This window comes from Bacillus massilinigeriensis (genome assembly GCF_900117315.1).
Taxonomy (GTDB): domain Bacteria; phylum Bacillota; class Bacilli; order Bacillales; family Cytobacillaceae; genus Bacillus_BE; species Bacillus_BE massilionigeriensis.
The window spans coordinates 1,978,223-1,995,625 of the sequence record NZ_LT630337.1 but is presented as its reverse complement, the minus strand read 5'-3'; the positions used below and the strand labels follow the sequence as shown (position 1 = coordinate 1,995,625).

The following is a 17,403-nucleotide window of genomic DNA, read 5'->3' as shown; positions in this document are numbered from 1 at the left end:
ATTTTGTTATCAAGAATCAAAATTTCAGAAAAAAGGCAGCACTAAACTAAACCAGTAATAGTTTGTTAATTACTGGAATTAGTGAAAAAGGATGAATTAACGCTTATGCGTCATTTATTCACGCTCCTTTTCGGCGTGTAAATTTGGTGATTGCGTAGTAGCGCATCTACCAAACGCACTAATTTTCTTGCAGTTAGAACGAGTGCTCTTTTGTGTTGATGTTTCGGTACTTCCTTGTACTTTTTCTCGTAGTACTCTTGGTACTCGGGTATATGCTTTCTTACTGAGTTGGCGGCTTCAACTAAGTAATATCTTAGATATTGGTTCCCGTTGCGAGAAAGGGAAGTATCATCTGCGGTAAAGCGTCCAGATTGGTGTTTTCGCCAGTAAAGGCCACCATATTTGGCTACTTTTGTTTCATCTTCAAAGCGTTCGATTTGGCCAATTTCAGCGATAATGCCAGCTGTGAAGACTGGTCCGATCCCAGGAATGGATAGAAGAGTCTGTCTCTCTTCTAGGCCAACCATGATGCGTTCAATTGCCTTTTCAATCTCCTTCACTTGTTTTTGAAGGGTTCGAATCACTTCAATGGATGTGCCAAGGAGAACGTCAATGGAATCTTCGACTACCTTGTCTAAGCGATAGGAAGAACGTACAGCTTTTTTTATGGATTTCGCCACGCACTCTGGGTCATTAAATCGATTTTTCCCTTTTTCCTGAAGAAAATGGGCTAAATCTTCTAATGGCATTTCTGCTAGTTCGTCTAGGCTGAACTTTTCGGAGAACATTTCCATCATGGCGTTTCCGAATACAGATGAATCCACTTCTAGTGAAAAGGTATTACACTTATAACTCAAATGTTGTAAGAAATGTTGTTTTTCTCTAGCCACTTGATGGATAAGTTGGTAACGTGAGCGAGTTAATTGTTGTAAAGCAATATACTGTTCTTCTTTCACCACGGACATGGAGTTACGTCCGAAACGAAGATAATCAGCAATAACGAACGCATCAATTTCATCCGTCTTATCCATATCGGAATAGCTTTTCTTAAAGTTAGCAATCTGTTTGGGATTCATGACAAACACTCGGGCTCCCAAAGCTTTAAGAGATTCATCGTTGTGTAGGAACATCGATGGATGAAAGCTATAGACGGACGTGGATTCCAGTCCAATTTTTAACGCTTGAATGGTTTGATTTTTGGTACATTCTAAAATACGATCTCGGAGTTCTGTTGCGCCAGGTAGATCGTTACAGACAGAAAAGGATTGAAGTTTCTCTCCTTCATCGCCCAAAATACAAACCTTAATATCAAAAGAACTAATGTCTAAGCCAACAAATAATTTCATGGGGTGTCCCCTCCTTTCAAATTAGAATCATAGGTACATTTCTAGGATGCCCTGAGATATCTCTAGTGTGAACGCCGACCAGCAACCTCGTGTATCAGAACTTGCCCTGGTTCGAAAGCCGCCCTAGAGCTACTACCATCTAGGTTCGAAGAACAGGGAGAACAGCCTGCGAGTAGGAAGCACCGCACGAACACTGAGAAACAGTCTTTAAATGTGGTTAAGCCCACAGGGGGATAAAGAATTGTCCCAAATGATCCTAATCTCATTATCTAGAAATATCTCGGGACACCCAAGAAATTTGATTTATTTTGTACAGGAAAAGTAGGGATTACGGTCCTCAAATAAAAGGGACTAAACATAATATACGAGAGGGATTGGATATGTCCCGGAAGACCAAGGGATATTTGGCCAATTAACAGTTGAGGAAAACATAAAGGTTGCTATAAAAAGAGAGTCAAATGAAATAAATGAAAAGCTAGATTATATATTAAATTTGTTTCCGGATTTAAAGAAGTTTTGGAAAAAGCCTGGTGGATTATTAAGTGGTGGGCAAAAGCAAATGCTTTCCATCGCTAGAGCATATGTAAATGATAGCGAGCTTTTATTGATTGATGAGCCGAGCAAGGGACTCGCTCCAATTATGGTGGAGAAGGTGATGGAATCCATCATGCAAATGAAGGAAAGAACCACTATTGTGTTAGTAGAGCAAAATTTCATGATGGCAAGTACCATTGGAGATCGTTTCTATATCATCGACGATGGAAGAACGGTTAAGAGTGGAAACATGAATGTATTGAAAGAAGATGAAGAAATGCGACGTAAATATTTAGGAATCGCATAGAAAGGAGGTAATACATGGGCGTTTTTTTCAATTTGATGTTAAATGGATTGGCTACGGGAATGCTTATTTTTTTATTAGCAGCAGGATTAACTTTAATATTTGGACTAATGGATGTCTTGAATTTTGCCCATGGTGGACTTTTCGCTTGGGGTGCCTATGGTGGGACATGGATATATGCCTCAACTGGAAGTTTTTTTATTGGGATTATTGGTGCCATTGCAACAGGGCTAATCCTTGGGTGGATGACGGAAAAGTGGATAATAAAACCGGTGTATGGGAATCATGTTCAGCAAATTTTGATTACTCTAGGACTGATGCTCGTATTATCGGAACTTCTTAAGGTATTTTGGGGACCAAATCAGATTTCAGCTACTCCTCCTGAGATATTGAAAGGAAGCTGGGCATTTGGGGATATCATTATTATTAAATACCGCGCCTTCATCATTCTTATTGGTTTGATTGTGTTTTTTTCCGTCCAGTACATTTTAAAAAATACTAAAATCGGCTTAATTGTTCGTGCGGGTGTCATTGATAAAGAGATGGTTCAGTCACTCGGTATTAATATTAAAAAGATATTTATGTTTGTATTTATGGTAGGTTCGGCAATGGCTGCTTTAGGCGGTGTACTATTAGGTCCTTATTCCGGTGTGATCCATGCGGAAATGGGGATGGAATTTGCCATCTTAGCATTTATCGTGGTTGTCATCGGTGGAATGGGGAGTTTTCCAGGATCGATATTAGCAGCTATTTTAGTCGGTTTATCTGGTTCGTTTATGGCTTATTACATTCCAGATTTAAGCTTGGCAGTCAATATGCTGCTAATGGCTGCTGTTCTAATTTTTAGACCACAAGGTTTATTTGGATTGAAGGGGTGAGATATTTGCATATTCTTAAAAATAATAATCGAATCAATATCTTCTATTTCATTGTGGCCCTTTTTCTCCTTATTTTCCCATTTGTTTATGATTCAAGAACCATGCTTATTTTACTTACGCAGGTGTTTATTTTTGCGATTTTTGCAATGAGCTATGATTTATTGCTCGGATACACAGGAATTGTTTCCTTTGGACACGCAATGTTCTTTGGGATTGGAGCTTATACCATTGGAATCTTTATGAAAAGATATGATCCAACAGTTTCAAATCTCCTAATGGCCGTTTTAGTTACGGTAGTGTTAACGGTTATCATAAGCTTTTTTATTGGATTGCTGACGCTACGTTTGAAAAGTCACTTTTATGCCATGCTGACTCTTGCTTTTTCTGGTTTGTTTTTAGTTCTTGCTGAGAAGTGGAGAACGATGACCTATGGAAATGATGGTTTTACCTTTAGGGTTCCTGATTTATTAAAGGATCGAACGGACTTCTATCTAATTTGTCTCACCCTTATGATAGTCGTCTTTTTATTCCTAAAAAGATTTATTAATTCTCCTCTTGGAAAAGTCATTCAAGCAATAAGGGAGAATGAGCAAAGGACTGAGTCACTCGGTTTTAGTGTGCTTCATTATAAAATCATCGCAAGTGTGGTTTCTGGGGTTATGGCTGGGATTGCTGGCATGCTCTATTCGATATCCTTAAGATTTGTAAATACCAGTGTATTTTCAATGGATATCACACTAGATGCCTTATTAATGACCATCATTGGCGGGGTAGGAACATTAGTTGGAGCAATCATTGGTTCAGGGCTTATTGAATTTGCCCACCATTGGCTAACCGAATTAGCAAAAACCCATTGGATTTTCGAAAGATGGATTATTTTCTTTGGTGTTATTTATATCCTAGCCGTTATGTTTTTTCCACAAGGGATTGTTGGCAGCCTCCAATCCATTTCATTTAGAAGGAATAAAACAAGGGACGTGAAGGCGAAGGGAAATGCTTCGAGCAAGGAGGTTTCCTGATGGAGCAAAATCAGATTGCCTCCTTCATCATTCGATTTCACCTAGCTGAGGTGGATGAAACAACAAACGAAAAAAAATGGCGTATCAAGGTTAATCATGTTCAAAGTGAACAGGAAACCTTCTTTGAATCATTCGAAGAAGCGATGAAATATATGAAAAGAGTGGTTGATGTACCATAGTTTACTAACAATCTTGAGGTGAAGGGTAATGAAGATTGGAATATTGAGTACTGGGATCTATCTCCCTGATACCTTTATGACTAGTGCTGAATTAGAAAAAAAGGCAGGAATTCCATTACATGTTATAGAACAGAAGATGGGAATTAAACAAAAACCAATCGCGGGAGTAAATGACCATACCTGTGCAATGGGGATTATGGCAGCTAAGAAGGCTATAGAAAAAGCAGGAATCAATCCATTGGAAATTGATTTAGTTATCTATATTGGTGAAGAGTATAAAGAATATCCCTTATGGACAGCCGGGATTAAGCTTCAAGAGGAAATAGGGGCTTTCAATGCATGGGCATTTGATGTCGCTTTAAGATGTGGAACAACCATTATGGCCTTAAAGGTTGCAAAAAATATGATGCTAACAGAGCCAAGTATGAACACGGTATTGCTTGCAGGAGGGTATCGAAATGAGGATTTCATTGACTATAGTAATGAAAGAACTCGTTTTATGTTTAATTTGGGTGCTGGTGGGGGAGCGATTTTACTCAAAAAGGGGCATAAGGAAAACATCATCCTTGAATCGGAGATTGTAACAGATGGTTCCTTTTCAGAGGATGTAGTGGTCGTAGCAGGCGGGACAAAGTATCCTTTAACAAAGGATAATGTCCATCAATATAAGCTAGAAGTGTTGGATCCATTAGGGATGAAGGAGCGTTTGGAACAAAAATCAATGGAGAATTTTCTAAAGGTCATTCGTACCTCTTTAGCTAGAAGTGGATATTCAGAAAAGGACATTGACTATGTTGCCATGCTTCATATGAAAAAGTCCGCTCATGAATATGTTTTAAATGAACTAGGTTTAAATCATGAACACTCTATTTATCTAGAAGAATATGGCCATATTGGTCAAATCGATCAAATTTTGTCATTGGAGCTTGCAGAAAAGGAAGGAAAGCTAAAGGAAGGGAACATTGTAGTATTAGTCAGTGCTGGAATTGGATATGCGTGGGGGGCAACAACCATACGTTGGGGAAAGGGAGTAGAATGATGACAATATCAACCTTGAAATATAAAAGTGTCGTATTGCCTAATGGGGAAACTATTGCTTTCCAGGAAAGAGAAGGCGGAGAGAAAAAGGTATTACTTGTTCATGGAAATATGACTTCATCGAAGCATTGGGATCTCGTACTTGAAAACATGGATGCTCAGTATAAGCTATATGCCATTGATATGCGCGGGTTCGGGAAATCTTCCTATAGGAACGAAATTCGCTCAATCAAGGATTTTTCGGATGATATTAAGGCATTTGTAGATTTGATTGGTTTGAAGGGATTTTCAATGATTGGTTGGTCAACAGGAGGAGCGGTAGCTATGCAGTTCATTGCAGAAAATCCAGGCTATTGTGAAAAATTAGTGCTCCTTGCTTCTGCTTCTACTAGAGGGTATCCGTTTTATGGATCAACAGAAGAAGGCCTTCCTGATATAAAAAGACGTCTTACAACCTATGAAGATATTAAGAATGAGCCAAGTAAAACGATTCCTATTCAACATGCTTATGATACAGAGGATCGTAAGTTCTTAAAGGATGTTTGGAATGCACTCATCTATACGAAAAATCAGCCTAACGAAGAATTGTATGAGGAATATGTAGATGATATGCTCACTCAAAAAAATCTTGCAGAAGTATATCATGCCTTAAATACTTTTAATATTAGTAACAAACATAATGGCCTTAATGAAGGAAATGGTTTGGTACAAAATATTAAACTTCCTGTTCTTGTCTTAAGAGGTGATAGAGATTTTGTGGTATCGGATCAAATGACAAAGGAAATTGTAGAGGATCTAGGCGAGTATGCTAGATTTGTTGAATTAGAGGATTGTGGACATTCACCATTAATAGATGATTTACAAAAATTACTCAATACTATTACTAGATTCTTGGGTTAATGGAGGTTATTTTATATGAGACTACTTGACAAAGTTGCCGTTATTACTGGGGCTGCTAATGGAATTGGTCTAGCAGCAGCCAAGATCTTTGCACGTGAAGGGGCAAAAGTAGCACTTGCTGATTTTGATTCCAAAATAGGTGAATTAAGAGCAAATGAGCTGAGAGATGAAGGATATCAAGTGGCCTTTTATCAAGTAAATGTCGCTAGTCGAAATAGTGTTGATGAAATGGTGGAAAAGGTAAAGGAAGAATTCGGTGGTATTGACATACTTGTGAATAACGCAGGGATTACAAGAGATGCCATGCTTGCAAAGCTATCCGTGGATGATTTTCAAAAGGTTATTGATGTTAATTTAACTGGGGTGTTTCACTGCACTCAGGCCGTACTGCCATCAATGCTTGAAAAGGGCTCTGGCAGGATTATCAATACCTCTTCTGTGTCAGGAGTTTATGGAAATGTTGGTCAAACCAATTATGCTGCGACGAAAGCAGGAGTTGTTGGGATGACCAAATCATGGGCGAAGGAGCTTGGAAGGAAAGGAATTAATGTGAATGCTGTAGCACCAGGCTTTATTGCAACTGGAATGACAGCGAAAGTGCCTGATAAAGTATTAGATCAGATGAAAAGTATGGTACCACTTGGTCGCCTAGGGAATCCAGAGGATATCGCGAACGCCTATCTTTTTTTAGCATCTGATGAGGCAAATTATATAAATGGGACCGTTCTTCATGTCGATGGAGGAATAAGGATGTAATTAGGGATGGGAGACTGCTTTGGCAAGTTTCCCCTTTTTTATGTTGTCATCCTGTAACTTACCTGTAACTCCCTTTTACTAAAATGAATGCATCATAATTAAGGAGAGATTGCAGTGAGGTGGGAACTCGATTGGATTGAAAATAGAGCAAGAGTAACACCAGATAGAGTAGCGGTAGTCGATGTAGAATCTCAAAGAAAATGGACCTATCTTGAGGTGAATCAGCGAAGCATGGTTGCTGCTAAATGGTTAATGTTAAATGGAGTAACGAAAGGGGATCGTGTCGCCCTGTTATCCCCTAATCATATTAGTTATTTTGATTTCCTTTTTGCATGTGGAAAGATAGGAGCAATCTTTGTTCCAATTAATTGGAGATTGGCCGTTCATGAAATTGAGTATATACTTCAGGATTGTTCACCTAAAATGATTGGTTATCATTCAAGCTTTAATGAAAAAATGAATGAAATAACGTCCATACAATCCATTTGCTTTCAGATAGATAACGAGGAGTATCTAGACCAAACAGTGTCTGAATTATTCGCAGAGAGTGAATGCTCGGAATTAGACCCTTTAGCGATTATTTATACAGGCGGCACAACCGGAAAGCCTAAAGGTGTTGTGCTGAATCATCAGTCCATTTTATGGAATGGAATAAATACCATACTGAGCTGGAACTTAACAAAAGATGACACAACTCTTACGTACATGCCAATGTTTCACACAGGTGGCTTAAATGCTTTGTCCATCCCCATCCTCATGATTGGAGGGAAGGTCATCATTGCAAATCAATTTCGCCCTGAGGAGTCAATTTTTTACTTGAATGAATACAAATGTTCAATTGTCCTCCTTGTGCCAACCATGTACCATATGTTGATAGAAACAGCGGAATTTAAGGAACAGACAATTCCTACGGTTAGAACCTTTCTATCCGGTGGAGCACCTTGTCAGCTGGAAATTTATCGAGAATTTATGCGTAGAGGATATGAATTTAAAGAAGGATATGGATTAACGGAAGCAGGACCGAATAATTTTTTTATCGACCCTAATAAAGTAAGCGAGAAGCTTGGGTCTGTTGGAAAACCAATGCTCTTTAATTCAGTGAAGATTGTTAGAGAGGATGGTACAGAAGCAGCACCAGATGAAGTTGGTGAATTACTGCTAAAAGGGAAGCACTTATTCTTAAACTATTGGAATAACCAAAATGCCACACAGGAAGCCGTTCAGGATGGTTGGCTGTATACGGGTGATTTGGCAAAAAGAGATCAAGATGGCTATTTCTATATTGTTGGTAGAAAAAAGGAAATGATTATAACAGGAGGGGAAAATGTATATCCATTGGAGGTGGAACATTGGATCGTCCAACTTCCTCAAGTCGATGAAGTAGCTGTAGTGGGATTACCTGATAAAATGTGGGGAGAAAGGGTCACTGCATTCATTGTATTGAAACAGGGGGGAAGACTAACGTTTGAGGAATTAATGGAGCATTGCTCAAAGAAGCTTGGACGATACAAAATTCCAAAGGAAATGATCATCATTGAGGAGCTCCCAAAAACACATGTAGGTAAAATTGATAAAAAGCAATTAAAAGATTTTCAGATAAAAAATAATTGAGTTCCATCAAAACCATTATCTAATAAGGATAATGGTTTTTTATGGTAAATACAAAAATATCCAATTACCCCACAAGCCTAAGCATAAATTTGCTGCTCATGTATGATAAAATGTTAACATGTAAAAATGATTCGTAAAGGGAGGTAAAGCCATGTCTGTACGAATGTTAATCGGGCGAGCTGGAAGCGGGAAAACCAACTTTTGCCTTGAAGAAATACAACAAAAAATGCTCACAAATCCTGATGGGAATCCAATTATTTATATCGTTCCTGATCAAATGACCTTTCTATCTGAATATAAATTAATATCGAATCCACATATTGGAGGAATGGTAAGGACACAAGTTTTTAGCTTTTCGCGACTTGCTTTTAGAGTATTGCAGGAAACAGGAGGAATAAGCCGATATCATTTAAGCAATGTTGGAATTAGTATGCTAATTAGAAAAATTATTGATGATAAAAAGGAACAATTCAGACTGTATCAAAATGCAGCAGACAAGAATGGATTTATTGCCCAAATGGAACAAATGCTTGCAGAATTCAAGCGTTATTGCGTGAGTCCTGAGGAACTTTTTGATAAAAGAGAGACTTTTGAATATATTGATGGCAGAAATGAACTACAGGATAAGCTTCATGATCTTGAAATGATTTATCAAAGCTTTGAAGAGTCGCTCTTTGGTAAATATATTGACTCAGAAGATTATTTTAGATTGTTGTCTGAAAAGGTTTCACAATCAACCTACTTGCAAGAGGCAGAGATTTATATTGATGGTTTTTATAGCTTTACACCACAAGAATATATGGTGATTAATCAGCTAATGAAGCATTGTCAAAATGTGACCATTACACATACCCTAGACCGACCATTTTATGATCATTCTCCAGATGAGCTTCATCTCTTTAGAATGACTGGTGAAAACTATCAAACACTTTATGAAATGGCGAAAGTAGAGGGATTACAGGTTGAGGAAATTGAATTTGCAGAACCAAAAAGATGGAAGCATAATTCATTAATTCACCTAGAAAGGTATTTTGATTCACGCCCAGCAATTCCCTTTGAAGAAGATGCTTCGATTTATATTGCTGAAGCGGTGAATAGAAGAGCAGAGGTTGAGGGAATTGCTCGGAATATTAAAAGGCTAGCCCAATCGAATAATTATCGTTTTCGTGATATGGCAATTTTACTAAGGAATGGCCAGGATTACCGTGATTTGATTGAAACGGTTTTTTATGATTATGAAATTCCTTATTTTATTGACCAAAAAAGAACGATGCTTAATCATCCATTAATTGAATTAATCCGTTCAAGTCTAGAAATCATCAATAGCTATTGGAGATATGAACCGGTATTTCGTGCCGTTAAAACAGAATTATTATTCCCATTAGATGTGAATCCTGTCGAAATGCGGGAGCAGATGGACAAGCTTGAAAATTATGTCCTTGCCTATGGAATTCAAGGAGAAAAATGGACAAATAAGGAACGCTGGAAATATCGGAAAATCAAGGGTCTAGAGCTTGTAAATACCGTACAAACTGATGCCGAAAAGTATGTAGAGCAGAAAATGAACGAGCTCAGAATGATGATTACCGCTCCTATTTTGCGATTATCGAGGAGACTTAAAAAGGCAAAAAATGCCAGAGAACTATGTGAGGGGCTCTTTTTATATTTGGAGGAGCTTGATATTCCTGCTAAACTGGAAGGTTTAAAGCAGGTAGAAGAGGATAATGGAAATTTAGTAAAGGCTAGAGAGCATGATCAAGCATGGAATGCTACGCTTGAATTATTGGATCAATTTGTGGAAATGCTCGGAGAAGAGGAAATAACGGTTAAACAATTTTCTTCTATTTTAGACGCAGGGATAGAATCATTAAGATTCTCGCTTGTTCCTCCAGCAATGGATCAAGTATTGATAGCTGACCTGGAAAAATCAAGGGTATCAGATATCAAGGTGGCCTTTGTAATTGGTCTGACAGAAGGAGTATTGCCTGCAAAGTTCCAGGAAGATGGACTGTTAGCTGATGATGACCGTGAACAACTTTTGAGAAGTGGTTTAAGAATAGCACCAAGCAGTAGGACTCGTTTACTAGATGAGGAGTTTATTGCTTATTCGGCTTTTACAACCCCTTCAGAGCTTCTTTATGTTAGCTACCCATTAGCTAATGCAGAAGGGAAGGCCATTATCCCTTCTATATATATAAAACGTTTATCTGATTTATTTCCAAGCCACCATTTATTATCATTCATGACGGATCCGACCGATCTATCAGAGCAGCAACAGCTGGAATATTGCGTCAATCCTAATACGACTCTCTCCTATTTAACGACACAGTTGCAGTTAAAAAAACGTAATTATCCAATCTATGATTTCTGGTGGGATATTTATAACTACTACATGAAGGATCAAAACTGGAGAGGAATTGTAGGGAAAATTCTATCTAGCTTAACGTATGAAAATCGCCCTAATAAACTATCTGAAAAGGTAAGTAGAGAAATATATGGTGATGTCATTCAAGCGAGCGTGTCTCGTATGGAATTATTTCAATCCTGTGCCTTTTCACATTTTGCTAGTCATGGACTTAAGCTCAGAGAAAGGCAAATCTTTCGTTTAGCTGCACCAGATATTGGAGAGCTTTTCCATGCGGCATTAAAGTATGTGGTGGAAACTGTTACGAACCAACATTTATCCTGGAGTTCTATTTCGAAGGAGGAAATGGAGAGTCTTGCTAAACAGGCAGTAGATACCCTTGGCCCAAAATTGCAGAATGAAATTTTACTAAGTTCAAACAGACATTTTTATATTAAAAGAAAGCTTGAACAAATAATCAGCAGGGCTTCATGGGTGTTAAGAGAGCATGCAAAGGCAAGCGGGTTTGCTCCAGTTGGATTGGAGCTAAGCTTCGGTCCAAAGGGTGAGCTACCAGCACTTTCTTTTCCATTAAAGAATGGAAGAAAAATGGAGCTAATAGGTCGTATTGACCGAGTAGATAAAGCTGAGGAAAAGGATGGGACCTTCCTAAGGGTAATTGATTACAAATCCAGCTCTAAAGACTTGAATGTCCATGAGGTTTATTACGGACTTGCCCTTCAAATGTTAACTTATCTAGATATCATTATTACCCATTCGAAAGAGTTAATTGGAAAAGAGGCAGATCCTGCGGGCGTTTTATATTTTCATGTCCATAATCCAATGATACAAGCTTCGAAAATGCTATCTCTTGATGAAATTGAAGATGAAATCTTAAAAAAATATAAAATGAATGGCCTAATTCTTGAGGATGAAAAGGTTATTCGCTTGATGGATCAAACGCTCGAAACAGGTGGCTCCAAAATCATTTCTGCAAGAATTAATAAGGATGGTAGTCTAGCGAAATCATCCAAGGTAGCAAATAAAGAAGACTTTAATCATTTAAGACAATATGTTCGAGAGCTTTATGTGAAGACAGGAAATGAAATTTCGGAGGGAACGGTAAGTCTTTCACCATACAAACTGAAGGATAAAACTCCTTGTACCTTCTGCTCATTTAAATCTGTTTGTCAATTTGATGAGTCATTAGGTAGTAATTCCTATAGAGTGCTCCCTATAAAATCTAAAGAAGAAGTGTTAAATTTGTTAAGAGAGGAGGTCAAATCGAATGAATAAACCAATGATTCCTCCAAAGCCAGAATCTTCTACATGGACGGATGATCAATGGAAGGCAATTATGGCTAAGGGACAGGATATTCTAGTAGCCGCTGCAGCTGGATCGGGTAAAACCGCTGTCCTTGTTGAAAGAATTATTAATAAAATTATTGCTGCTGATGCGCCTATAAATGTTGATGAATTATTAGTTGTTACATTCACAAATGCCTCTGCAGCAGAAATGAAACATCGAATTGGAGAAGCAATAGAAAAGGAAATTAATAATAATCCAAAATCCAATCATTTGAGAAGGCAATTAAGCTTATTAAATCGTGCTTCAATATCCACCCTGCACTCCTTTTGTCTAGATGTCATCCGAAAATACTATTATAAAATTGATATCGATCCTGGTTTTAGGATTGCAGATGAAACAGAAGCACAGCTTTTAAGAGATGAAGTGATGGATGAGTTGTTCGAAGAGGAGTATGGGAAAGAAAATAATGATTCATTCTTCACACTAGTTGATACATTTACTAATGATCGCTCCGATATGGGACTTCAGGATATTGTTCGGGAACTATTCGATTTTGCACGTTCCAACCCTAATCCAACAAAATATCTGGATTCAATTGTAGATATGTATCGTGTGGGAGACTCGACAAAGATGGAAGACCTTCCTTTTATAAATGCTTTACTCTATGATATTGAATTACAGTTTGAAGGAGCGAAACAGCTAGAAAGAGAAGGACTTGAGCTAACGAAGCTTCCTGGGGGACCAGCTCCAAGAGCAGAAAACTTTCTAGATGATGAGCGCATCATTGATTTATTGTTAGCTGCAAAAAGTGAATCATGGGAAGCGTTATATCTAGCGATACAGTCTGTCTCATTTTCAAAATTAAAAACGTGTCGTGGGGACGAATATGATAAAGATTTGGTCGAAAAATCCAAAGTTATAAGAAACCAAGCGAAAAAAATAATTGATGATGTAAAAGGAGAGTTGTTTTCTAGAAGACCTGAGAGTTTCACAAAGGATATGAAGGAAATGCTTCCTATTATTCAATCGCTGGTACAATTAGTAAAGAGCTTTGCAGAACGCTTTGATGCCATAAAGAAGGAAAAAGGCTTAGTAGACTTTGCTGATTTAGAGCATTTTTGTTTAGAAATCTTGAACAATTCGACAGATAGTAATACAGAAAAACTGCATCCTTCTGAAGCTGCGCTTAGCTACCAAGAGCATTTTAAAGAAGTATTTGTAGACGAATATCAGGATGTGAATGCTGTTCAAGAGTCCATTCTACAGCTTGTTACAAAGGACACAGAACACCTTGGAAACCTCTTTATGGTCGGAGATGTGAAACAATCAATTTATCGCTTCCGCTTAGCAGAACCTAATCTATTTTTAACGAAGTATAATCGATTTACTCCTGATGCAGAAAATACGGGGCTGAAGATTGACTTGGCAAAAAACTTCAGAAGCAGACAGGAAGTACTAAATGGAACCAACTATCTATTTAAACAGATCATGGGAAAAAAGGTTGGAGAGATCGAATATGATGAGGCTGCTGAATTAAAAAAAGGAGCCGCCTATCCTGAAGAGGAGTCTCACTCCATAGAGGTATTCTTTATTGACCAGGAATCAGAGGAAACAAGTAACGAGATTCCTGACCAAGAGTCAGATCAAGGAAATGGTGAAAACTTCGATAAAGAAGACCTTGCTGCGTCACAGCTAGAGGCAAGATTGATGGCAGAAAAAATTAAGGCATTAATTCAAGAGAGAAAGCAAATTTATAATCCAAAAACAAAGACATCAAGACCAGTCATGTATCGAGATATGGTCATCCTGCTTCGCTCAATGACTTGGGCACCGCAAATTATAGAGGAATTCAAACAGCTAGGCATTCCAGTTTATGCGAACCTTTCTACCGGGTATTTTAATGCAACAGAAGTTGCTATTATGATGTCTTTATTAAAGGTTATAGATAACCCATATCAAGATATTCCTCTAGCTTCTGTATTGCGGTCCCCAATTGTAGGCTTAAATGAGGAAGAATTAGCAATCATTCGAACCTATAATCGAAAGGGAGAGTATTACGAAGCTCTGACTGATTTTTGCAAGAAAAAACCATCCGCAGAGATGGAGGAACTATGGGAGAAAGTAAAAATTTTCTACGACCAATTAGTCATTTGGCGTTCAAAAGCTCGCCAAGGCTCCCTTTCGGAGTTAATTTGGGAGCTATATCGAAAGACGCATTTTTATGATTTTGTCGGCGGTTTGCCTGGAGGAAAACAAAGACAAGCTAATCTTCGAGCCTTATATGACAGGGCTCGACAATACGAAGAAACATCATTTAGAGGATTATTCCGCTTTCTTCGTTTTATTGAACGTATGAGAGAAAGAGGAGATGACTTAGGTGCTGCACGTGCGTTAGGTGAACAAGAGGATGTTGTTCGGATTATGACGATTCACAGTAGCAAAGGGCTGGAATTCCCGATCGTGTTCATTTCAGGTCTTGCTAGGCAGTTTAATATGATGGACTTAAGAAAAGCTTATTTATTAGATAAGGACCTTGGATTTGCTGCAAAGTATGTGAACATAGAGAAACGAATTTCTTATCCATCACTTCCACAGTTAGCATTTAAACGGAAGAAAAAATTAGAAATGCTTGCGGAAGAAATGCGGGTATTGTATGTTGCCCTAACTCGTGCAAAAGAAAAGCTTTATTTAATATCCACTGTTAAAAGCTTTGAGAAAAAGCTCCACCAATGGTCAAGGGTTCGCAATCATCCTGAATGGCTGATAAATGAATATGATCGAGCGAAGGCTGGAAGTTTTATTGATTGGATTGGGCCTGCACTAGTTCGTCACCAACATCTGGAGGTGCTATCATTTTCAACTCGACTTAACCCCCTAATGAAGGAGGAAATTATTAATCATCCATCCTTTTGGGAGGTAAAGGTTTTAAAGGCTAATACTCTAATAGATATAGAACAAGAGGAAGAAAATAAAGGTGAAGATTTACTTGAACATGTATTTAAGGGCGAGCTTATTCCAGTGGAATCAAATAATAAGAATATCGTTGAAGAACAGTTTTCGTGGAAGTATCCATTCATGAATTCAACAAATCATCGTTCCAAGCAATCGGTTTCTGAAATAAAAAGACAGCATGAAATCGTGAGTGAAGAAGGGGGAACAGAATTAATCAAAAACTTTAAGAAGCCTATTCTCACAAGGCCAAGATTTATGCAGGAGGAATCCCTTACTCCTGCTGAAAGAGGAACAGCCATGCATTTGGTCATGCAGCATTTAGATATATCGAAGTCTATTTCAGAAGAATCCATCCAGAATCAAATTGATCAAATGGTTCAAAAGGAGTTATTAACTGAAAAGCAGAAGGATGGAATTGATGTTAAACTAATTAATCAGTTCTTCAACACTGAGCTTGGAAGAAGAATGTTGAATGCAAGGAGGGTTAGGAGAGAAGTCCCTTTCAGCTTATCTTTACCAGCTAACATCGCTTACCCAAATTGGACTGGTGAAAATGAACCCGTACTTGTGCAAGGTATTATTGACTGCCTTATTGAAGATGAACATGGGACAGTGCTCTTAGACTATAAAACAGATGCAATTACCAATCGTTTTAAGGGAGGATTTCAAGAAGCAGAAGAAACTCTTGAAGCCCGTTACCAGGTTCAAATTAATTTATATACGAAGGCATTGGAGGAAATCTTAAGAAGACCAATCGATGAAAGATACTTATTTTTCTTTGATGGTGCGCATCTTCTTAAAATAGAAAAATAAATGGTTGAAGCTGTCCCAAAGGTGCCACGCGCCTTTGGGACAGCTCTTTTTTGATGGTTTAGAAAACCCCTGGCTATGCCGGGGGTTCCAGAAAGCTTATAGCGTGGTAACAAAAAAACCTCACTTCATGGTAGGATAAAGTTGGTTTCCCGACCACTTCATCTCGCCAAGAAGGAGGTATGCCCTATGAAGGACATGAACAGTTTAGCACATACAACATGGAATTGTAAGTATCACATCGTCTTTGCGCCAAAATACAGACGGCAGATTATTTATGGAAAATACAAAAAGAGTATTGGACAAATAATAAGAGATTTATGTGAAAGGAAAGGTGTAGTCATTCATGAAGCAAATGCCTGTCCGGATCATATTCACATGTTAGTTAGTATCCCACCCAAATTAAGTGTATCCCAATTCATGGGTTACCTAAAAGGGAAAAGTAGTCTGATGATATTTGATCGACATGCAAATTTGAAATATCGATATGGAAATCGGAAATTCTGGTGTCGAGGTTTCTACGTCGATACAGTGGGCAGAAATAAGAAACAAATACAAGAATATATTAGAAATCAGCTAAAAGAAGATTATATGGCCGACCAGTTAACGTTGTTCGAAGAATTTGACCCATTTACGGGGGAAAAAAATCGGAAGAAATAAAGAAATTCTTTAGAATTGGTGTGTGAATGTGGTGCAGAAGGGAAACCCTTTCAGTGGGCCTTTTAGGCCGAGGCCGGTAAAAGAGGCTTTCAGCCGCAGAGCAAACCACCAGTTCACACTGGTGGTTTTGATTAATTGTTCCCAACCGTAGGCTGGTCAATTAAGTTGGTGTCTAAAATGTTATTCCCACTTAGTCCATTGTTGTTAATAATCAAACCTCCAGTATTTGAAGCACCAGAGCCTTCAACGATTTTAGAATTACTTTTTGGTGAAATATATACGGTGTCACCAAAATGGACGACGCCACCACTAACGTGAATAATTTGAACGGGTCCAACAATAGACGGCATATTAAACATCCTTTTCTTCTTTATTAACATTATTTTTAAGATACTTACTGTCTAACTGACGAATATGTTTTACTCTGGACTCTAAATAAATATGATTGCTATTTCCAATTTGCAGAATAGCTGAGCCAGAGAGAGCGTTGATATCGAGTTGATTCACTTTTATAAAGGGATTTTTATTTATTTTATCAATGGAGATGATTTCTGTTATTGGTATTAGGGGAATAGGTTCTTGGAAAATAGGATAGGCTTGAAAGCTTCCTTCATTTTTATTGAAAATTTCCTCATCCCGTTGGATAGCAAGAGCTCGATCATGGGCATTAACATGGTGAATATCACCAATCTCGAAGATTGAAGCGAATTGAAGAGAATCCACAGTTACATGCTGAACTATAGAGGTTCTTTTGTACATAAAT

13 protein-coding genes and 1 pseudogene are annotated in these 17,403 nt (G+C 38.0%); 11 read left to right on the top strand and 3 right to left on the bottom strand.

What is annotated here, in order from left to right:
- Positions 1–110 precede the first annotated feature (110 nt).
- The gene (locus BQ6100_RS09865) at positions 111–1,346 is read right to left on the bottom strand and encodes an IS110 family RNA-guided transposase (RefSeq protein ID WP_075980186.1); all 1,236 of its coding nucleotides are present in this window, start codon (positions 1,344–1,346) and stop codon (positions 111–113) included.
- Between the two features lie 367 nt (positions 1,347–1,713).
- Between BQ6100_RS09865 and BQ6100_RS09860 the strand changes: the two are divergent.
- From BQ6100_RS09860 to tnpA, 11 genes and pseudogenes are all read left to right on the top strand, one after another.
- Positions 1,714–2,187: pseudogene (locus BQ6100_RS09860) on the top strand (ABC transporter ATP-binding protein); the annotation flags it as partial.
- Between the two features lie 14 nt (positions 2,188–2,201).
- Positions 2,202–3,062: a branched-chain amino acid ABC transporter permease gene (locus BQ6100_RS09855; protein WP_075981500.1), complete on the top strand. Its 861-nt coding sequence runs from the start codon at positions 2,202–2,204 to the stop codon at positions 3,060–3,062.
- A 5-nt stretch (positions 3,063–3,067) separates the two neighbouring features.
- Entirely contained in the window at positions 3,068–4,081 is a 1,014-nt protein-coding gene (locus tag BQ6100_RS09850) for a branched-chain amino acid ABC transporter permease (RefSeq protein WP_075981499.1), read from the top strand.
- Positions 4,081–4,260, top strand: a complete 180-nt coding sequence (locus tag BQ6100_RS09845; protein WP_075981498.1) for a hypothetical protein — start codon at positions 4,081–4,083, stop codon at positions 4,258–4,260. The genes BQ6100_RS09850 and BQ6100_RS09845 overlap by 1 nt, the downstream gene beginning before the upstream one ends.
- A 28-nt stretch (positions 4,261–4,288) precedes the next feature.
- Positions 4,289–5,299 carry a 3-oxoacyl-ACP synthase gene (locus BQ6100_RS09840; RefSeq protein WP_075981497.1) on the top strand — a complete coding sequence of 337 codons (1,011 nt, stop codon included), beginning with the start codon at positions 4,289–4,291 and terminating at the stop codon, positions 5,297–5,299.
- Complete coding sequence (gene phaZ / locus BQ6100_RS09835; RefSeq protein ID WP_097677905.1) at positions 5,299–6,198, top strand: intracellular short-chain-length polyhydroxyalkanoate depolymerase; 900 nt, start codon at positions 5,299–5,301, stop codon at positions 6,196–6,198. The genes BQ6100_RS09840 and phaZ overlap by 1 nt, the downstream gene beginning before the upstream one ends.
- Before the next feature lie 15 nt (positions 6,199–6,213).
- Positions 6,214–6,954 (top strand): 3-oxoacyl-ACP reductase FabG, encoded by a 741-nt coding sequence (fabG, locus tag BQ6100_RS09830; protein WP_075981495.1) that lies wholly within the window; start codon positions 6,214–6,216, stop codon positions 6,952–6,954.
- 114 nt (positions 6,955–7,068) lie between these two features.
- Positions 7,069–8,565: an acyl-CoA synthetase gene (locus BQ6100_RS09825; RefSeq protein ID WP_075981494.1), complete on the top strand. Its 1,497-nt coding sequence runs from the start codon at positions 7,069–7,071 to the stop codon at positions 8,563–8,565.
- 151 nt (positions 8,566–8,716) lie between these two features.
- Positions 8,717–12,205 (top strand): helicase-exonuclease AddAB subunit AddB, encoded by a 3,489-nt coding sequence (addB, locus tag BQ6100_RS09820; protein WP_075981493.1) that lies wholly within the window; start codon positions 8,717–8,719, stop codon positions 12,203–12,205.
- Positions 12,198–15,983: a helicase-exonuclease AddAB subunit AddA gene (gene addA / locus BQ6100_RS09815; RefSeq protein WP_075981492.1), complete on the top strand. Its 3,786-nt coding sequence runs from the start codon at positions 12,198–12,200 to the stop codon at positions 15,981–15,983. The genes addB and addA overlap by 8 nt, the downstream gene beginning before the upstream one ends.
- Before the next feature lie 186 nt (positions 15,984–16,169).
- Positions 16,170–16,640, top strand: a complete 471-nt coding sequence (gene tnpA, locus BQ6100_RS09810; RefSeq protein WP_075981491.1) for an IS200/IS605 family transposase — start codon at positions 16,170–16,172, stop codon at positions 16,638–16,640.
- Between the two features lie 131 nt (positions 16,641–16,771).
- Here the strand turns inward: tnpA and BQ6100_RS09805 are convergent, their stop codons facing one another.
- Entirely contained in the window at positions 16,772–16,990 is a 219-nt protein-coding gene (locus tag BQ6100_RS09805) for a spore germination protein (protein WP_075981490.1), read from the bottom strand.
- Between the two features lies 1 nt (position 16,991).
- Positions 16,992–17,399 (bottom strand): spore germination protein GerPE, encoded by a 408-nt coding sequence (locus tag BQ6100_RS09800; protein WP_075981489.1) that lies wholly within the window; start codon positions 17,397–17,399, stop codon positions 16,992–16,994.
- Positions 17,400–17,403: the final 4 nt, after the last annotated feature.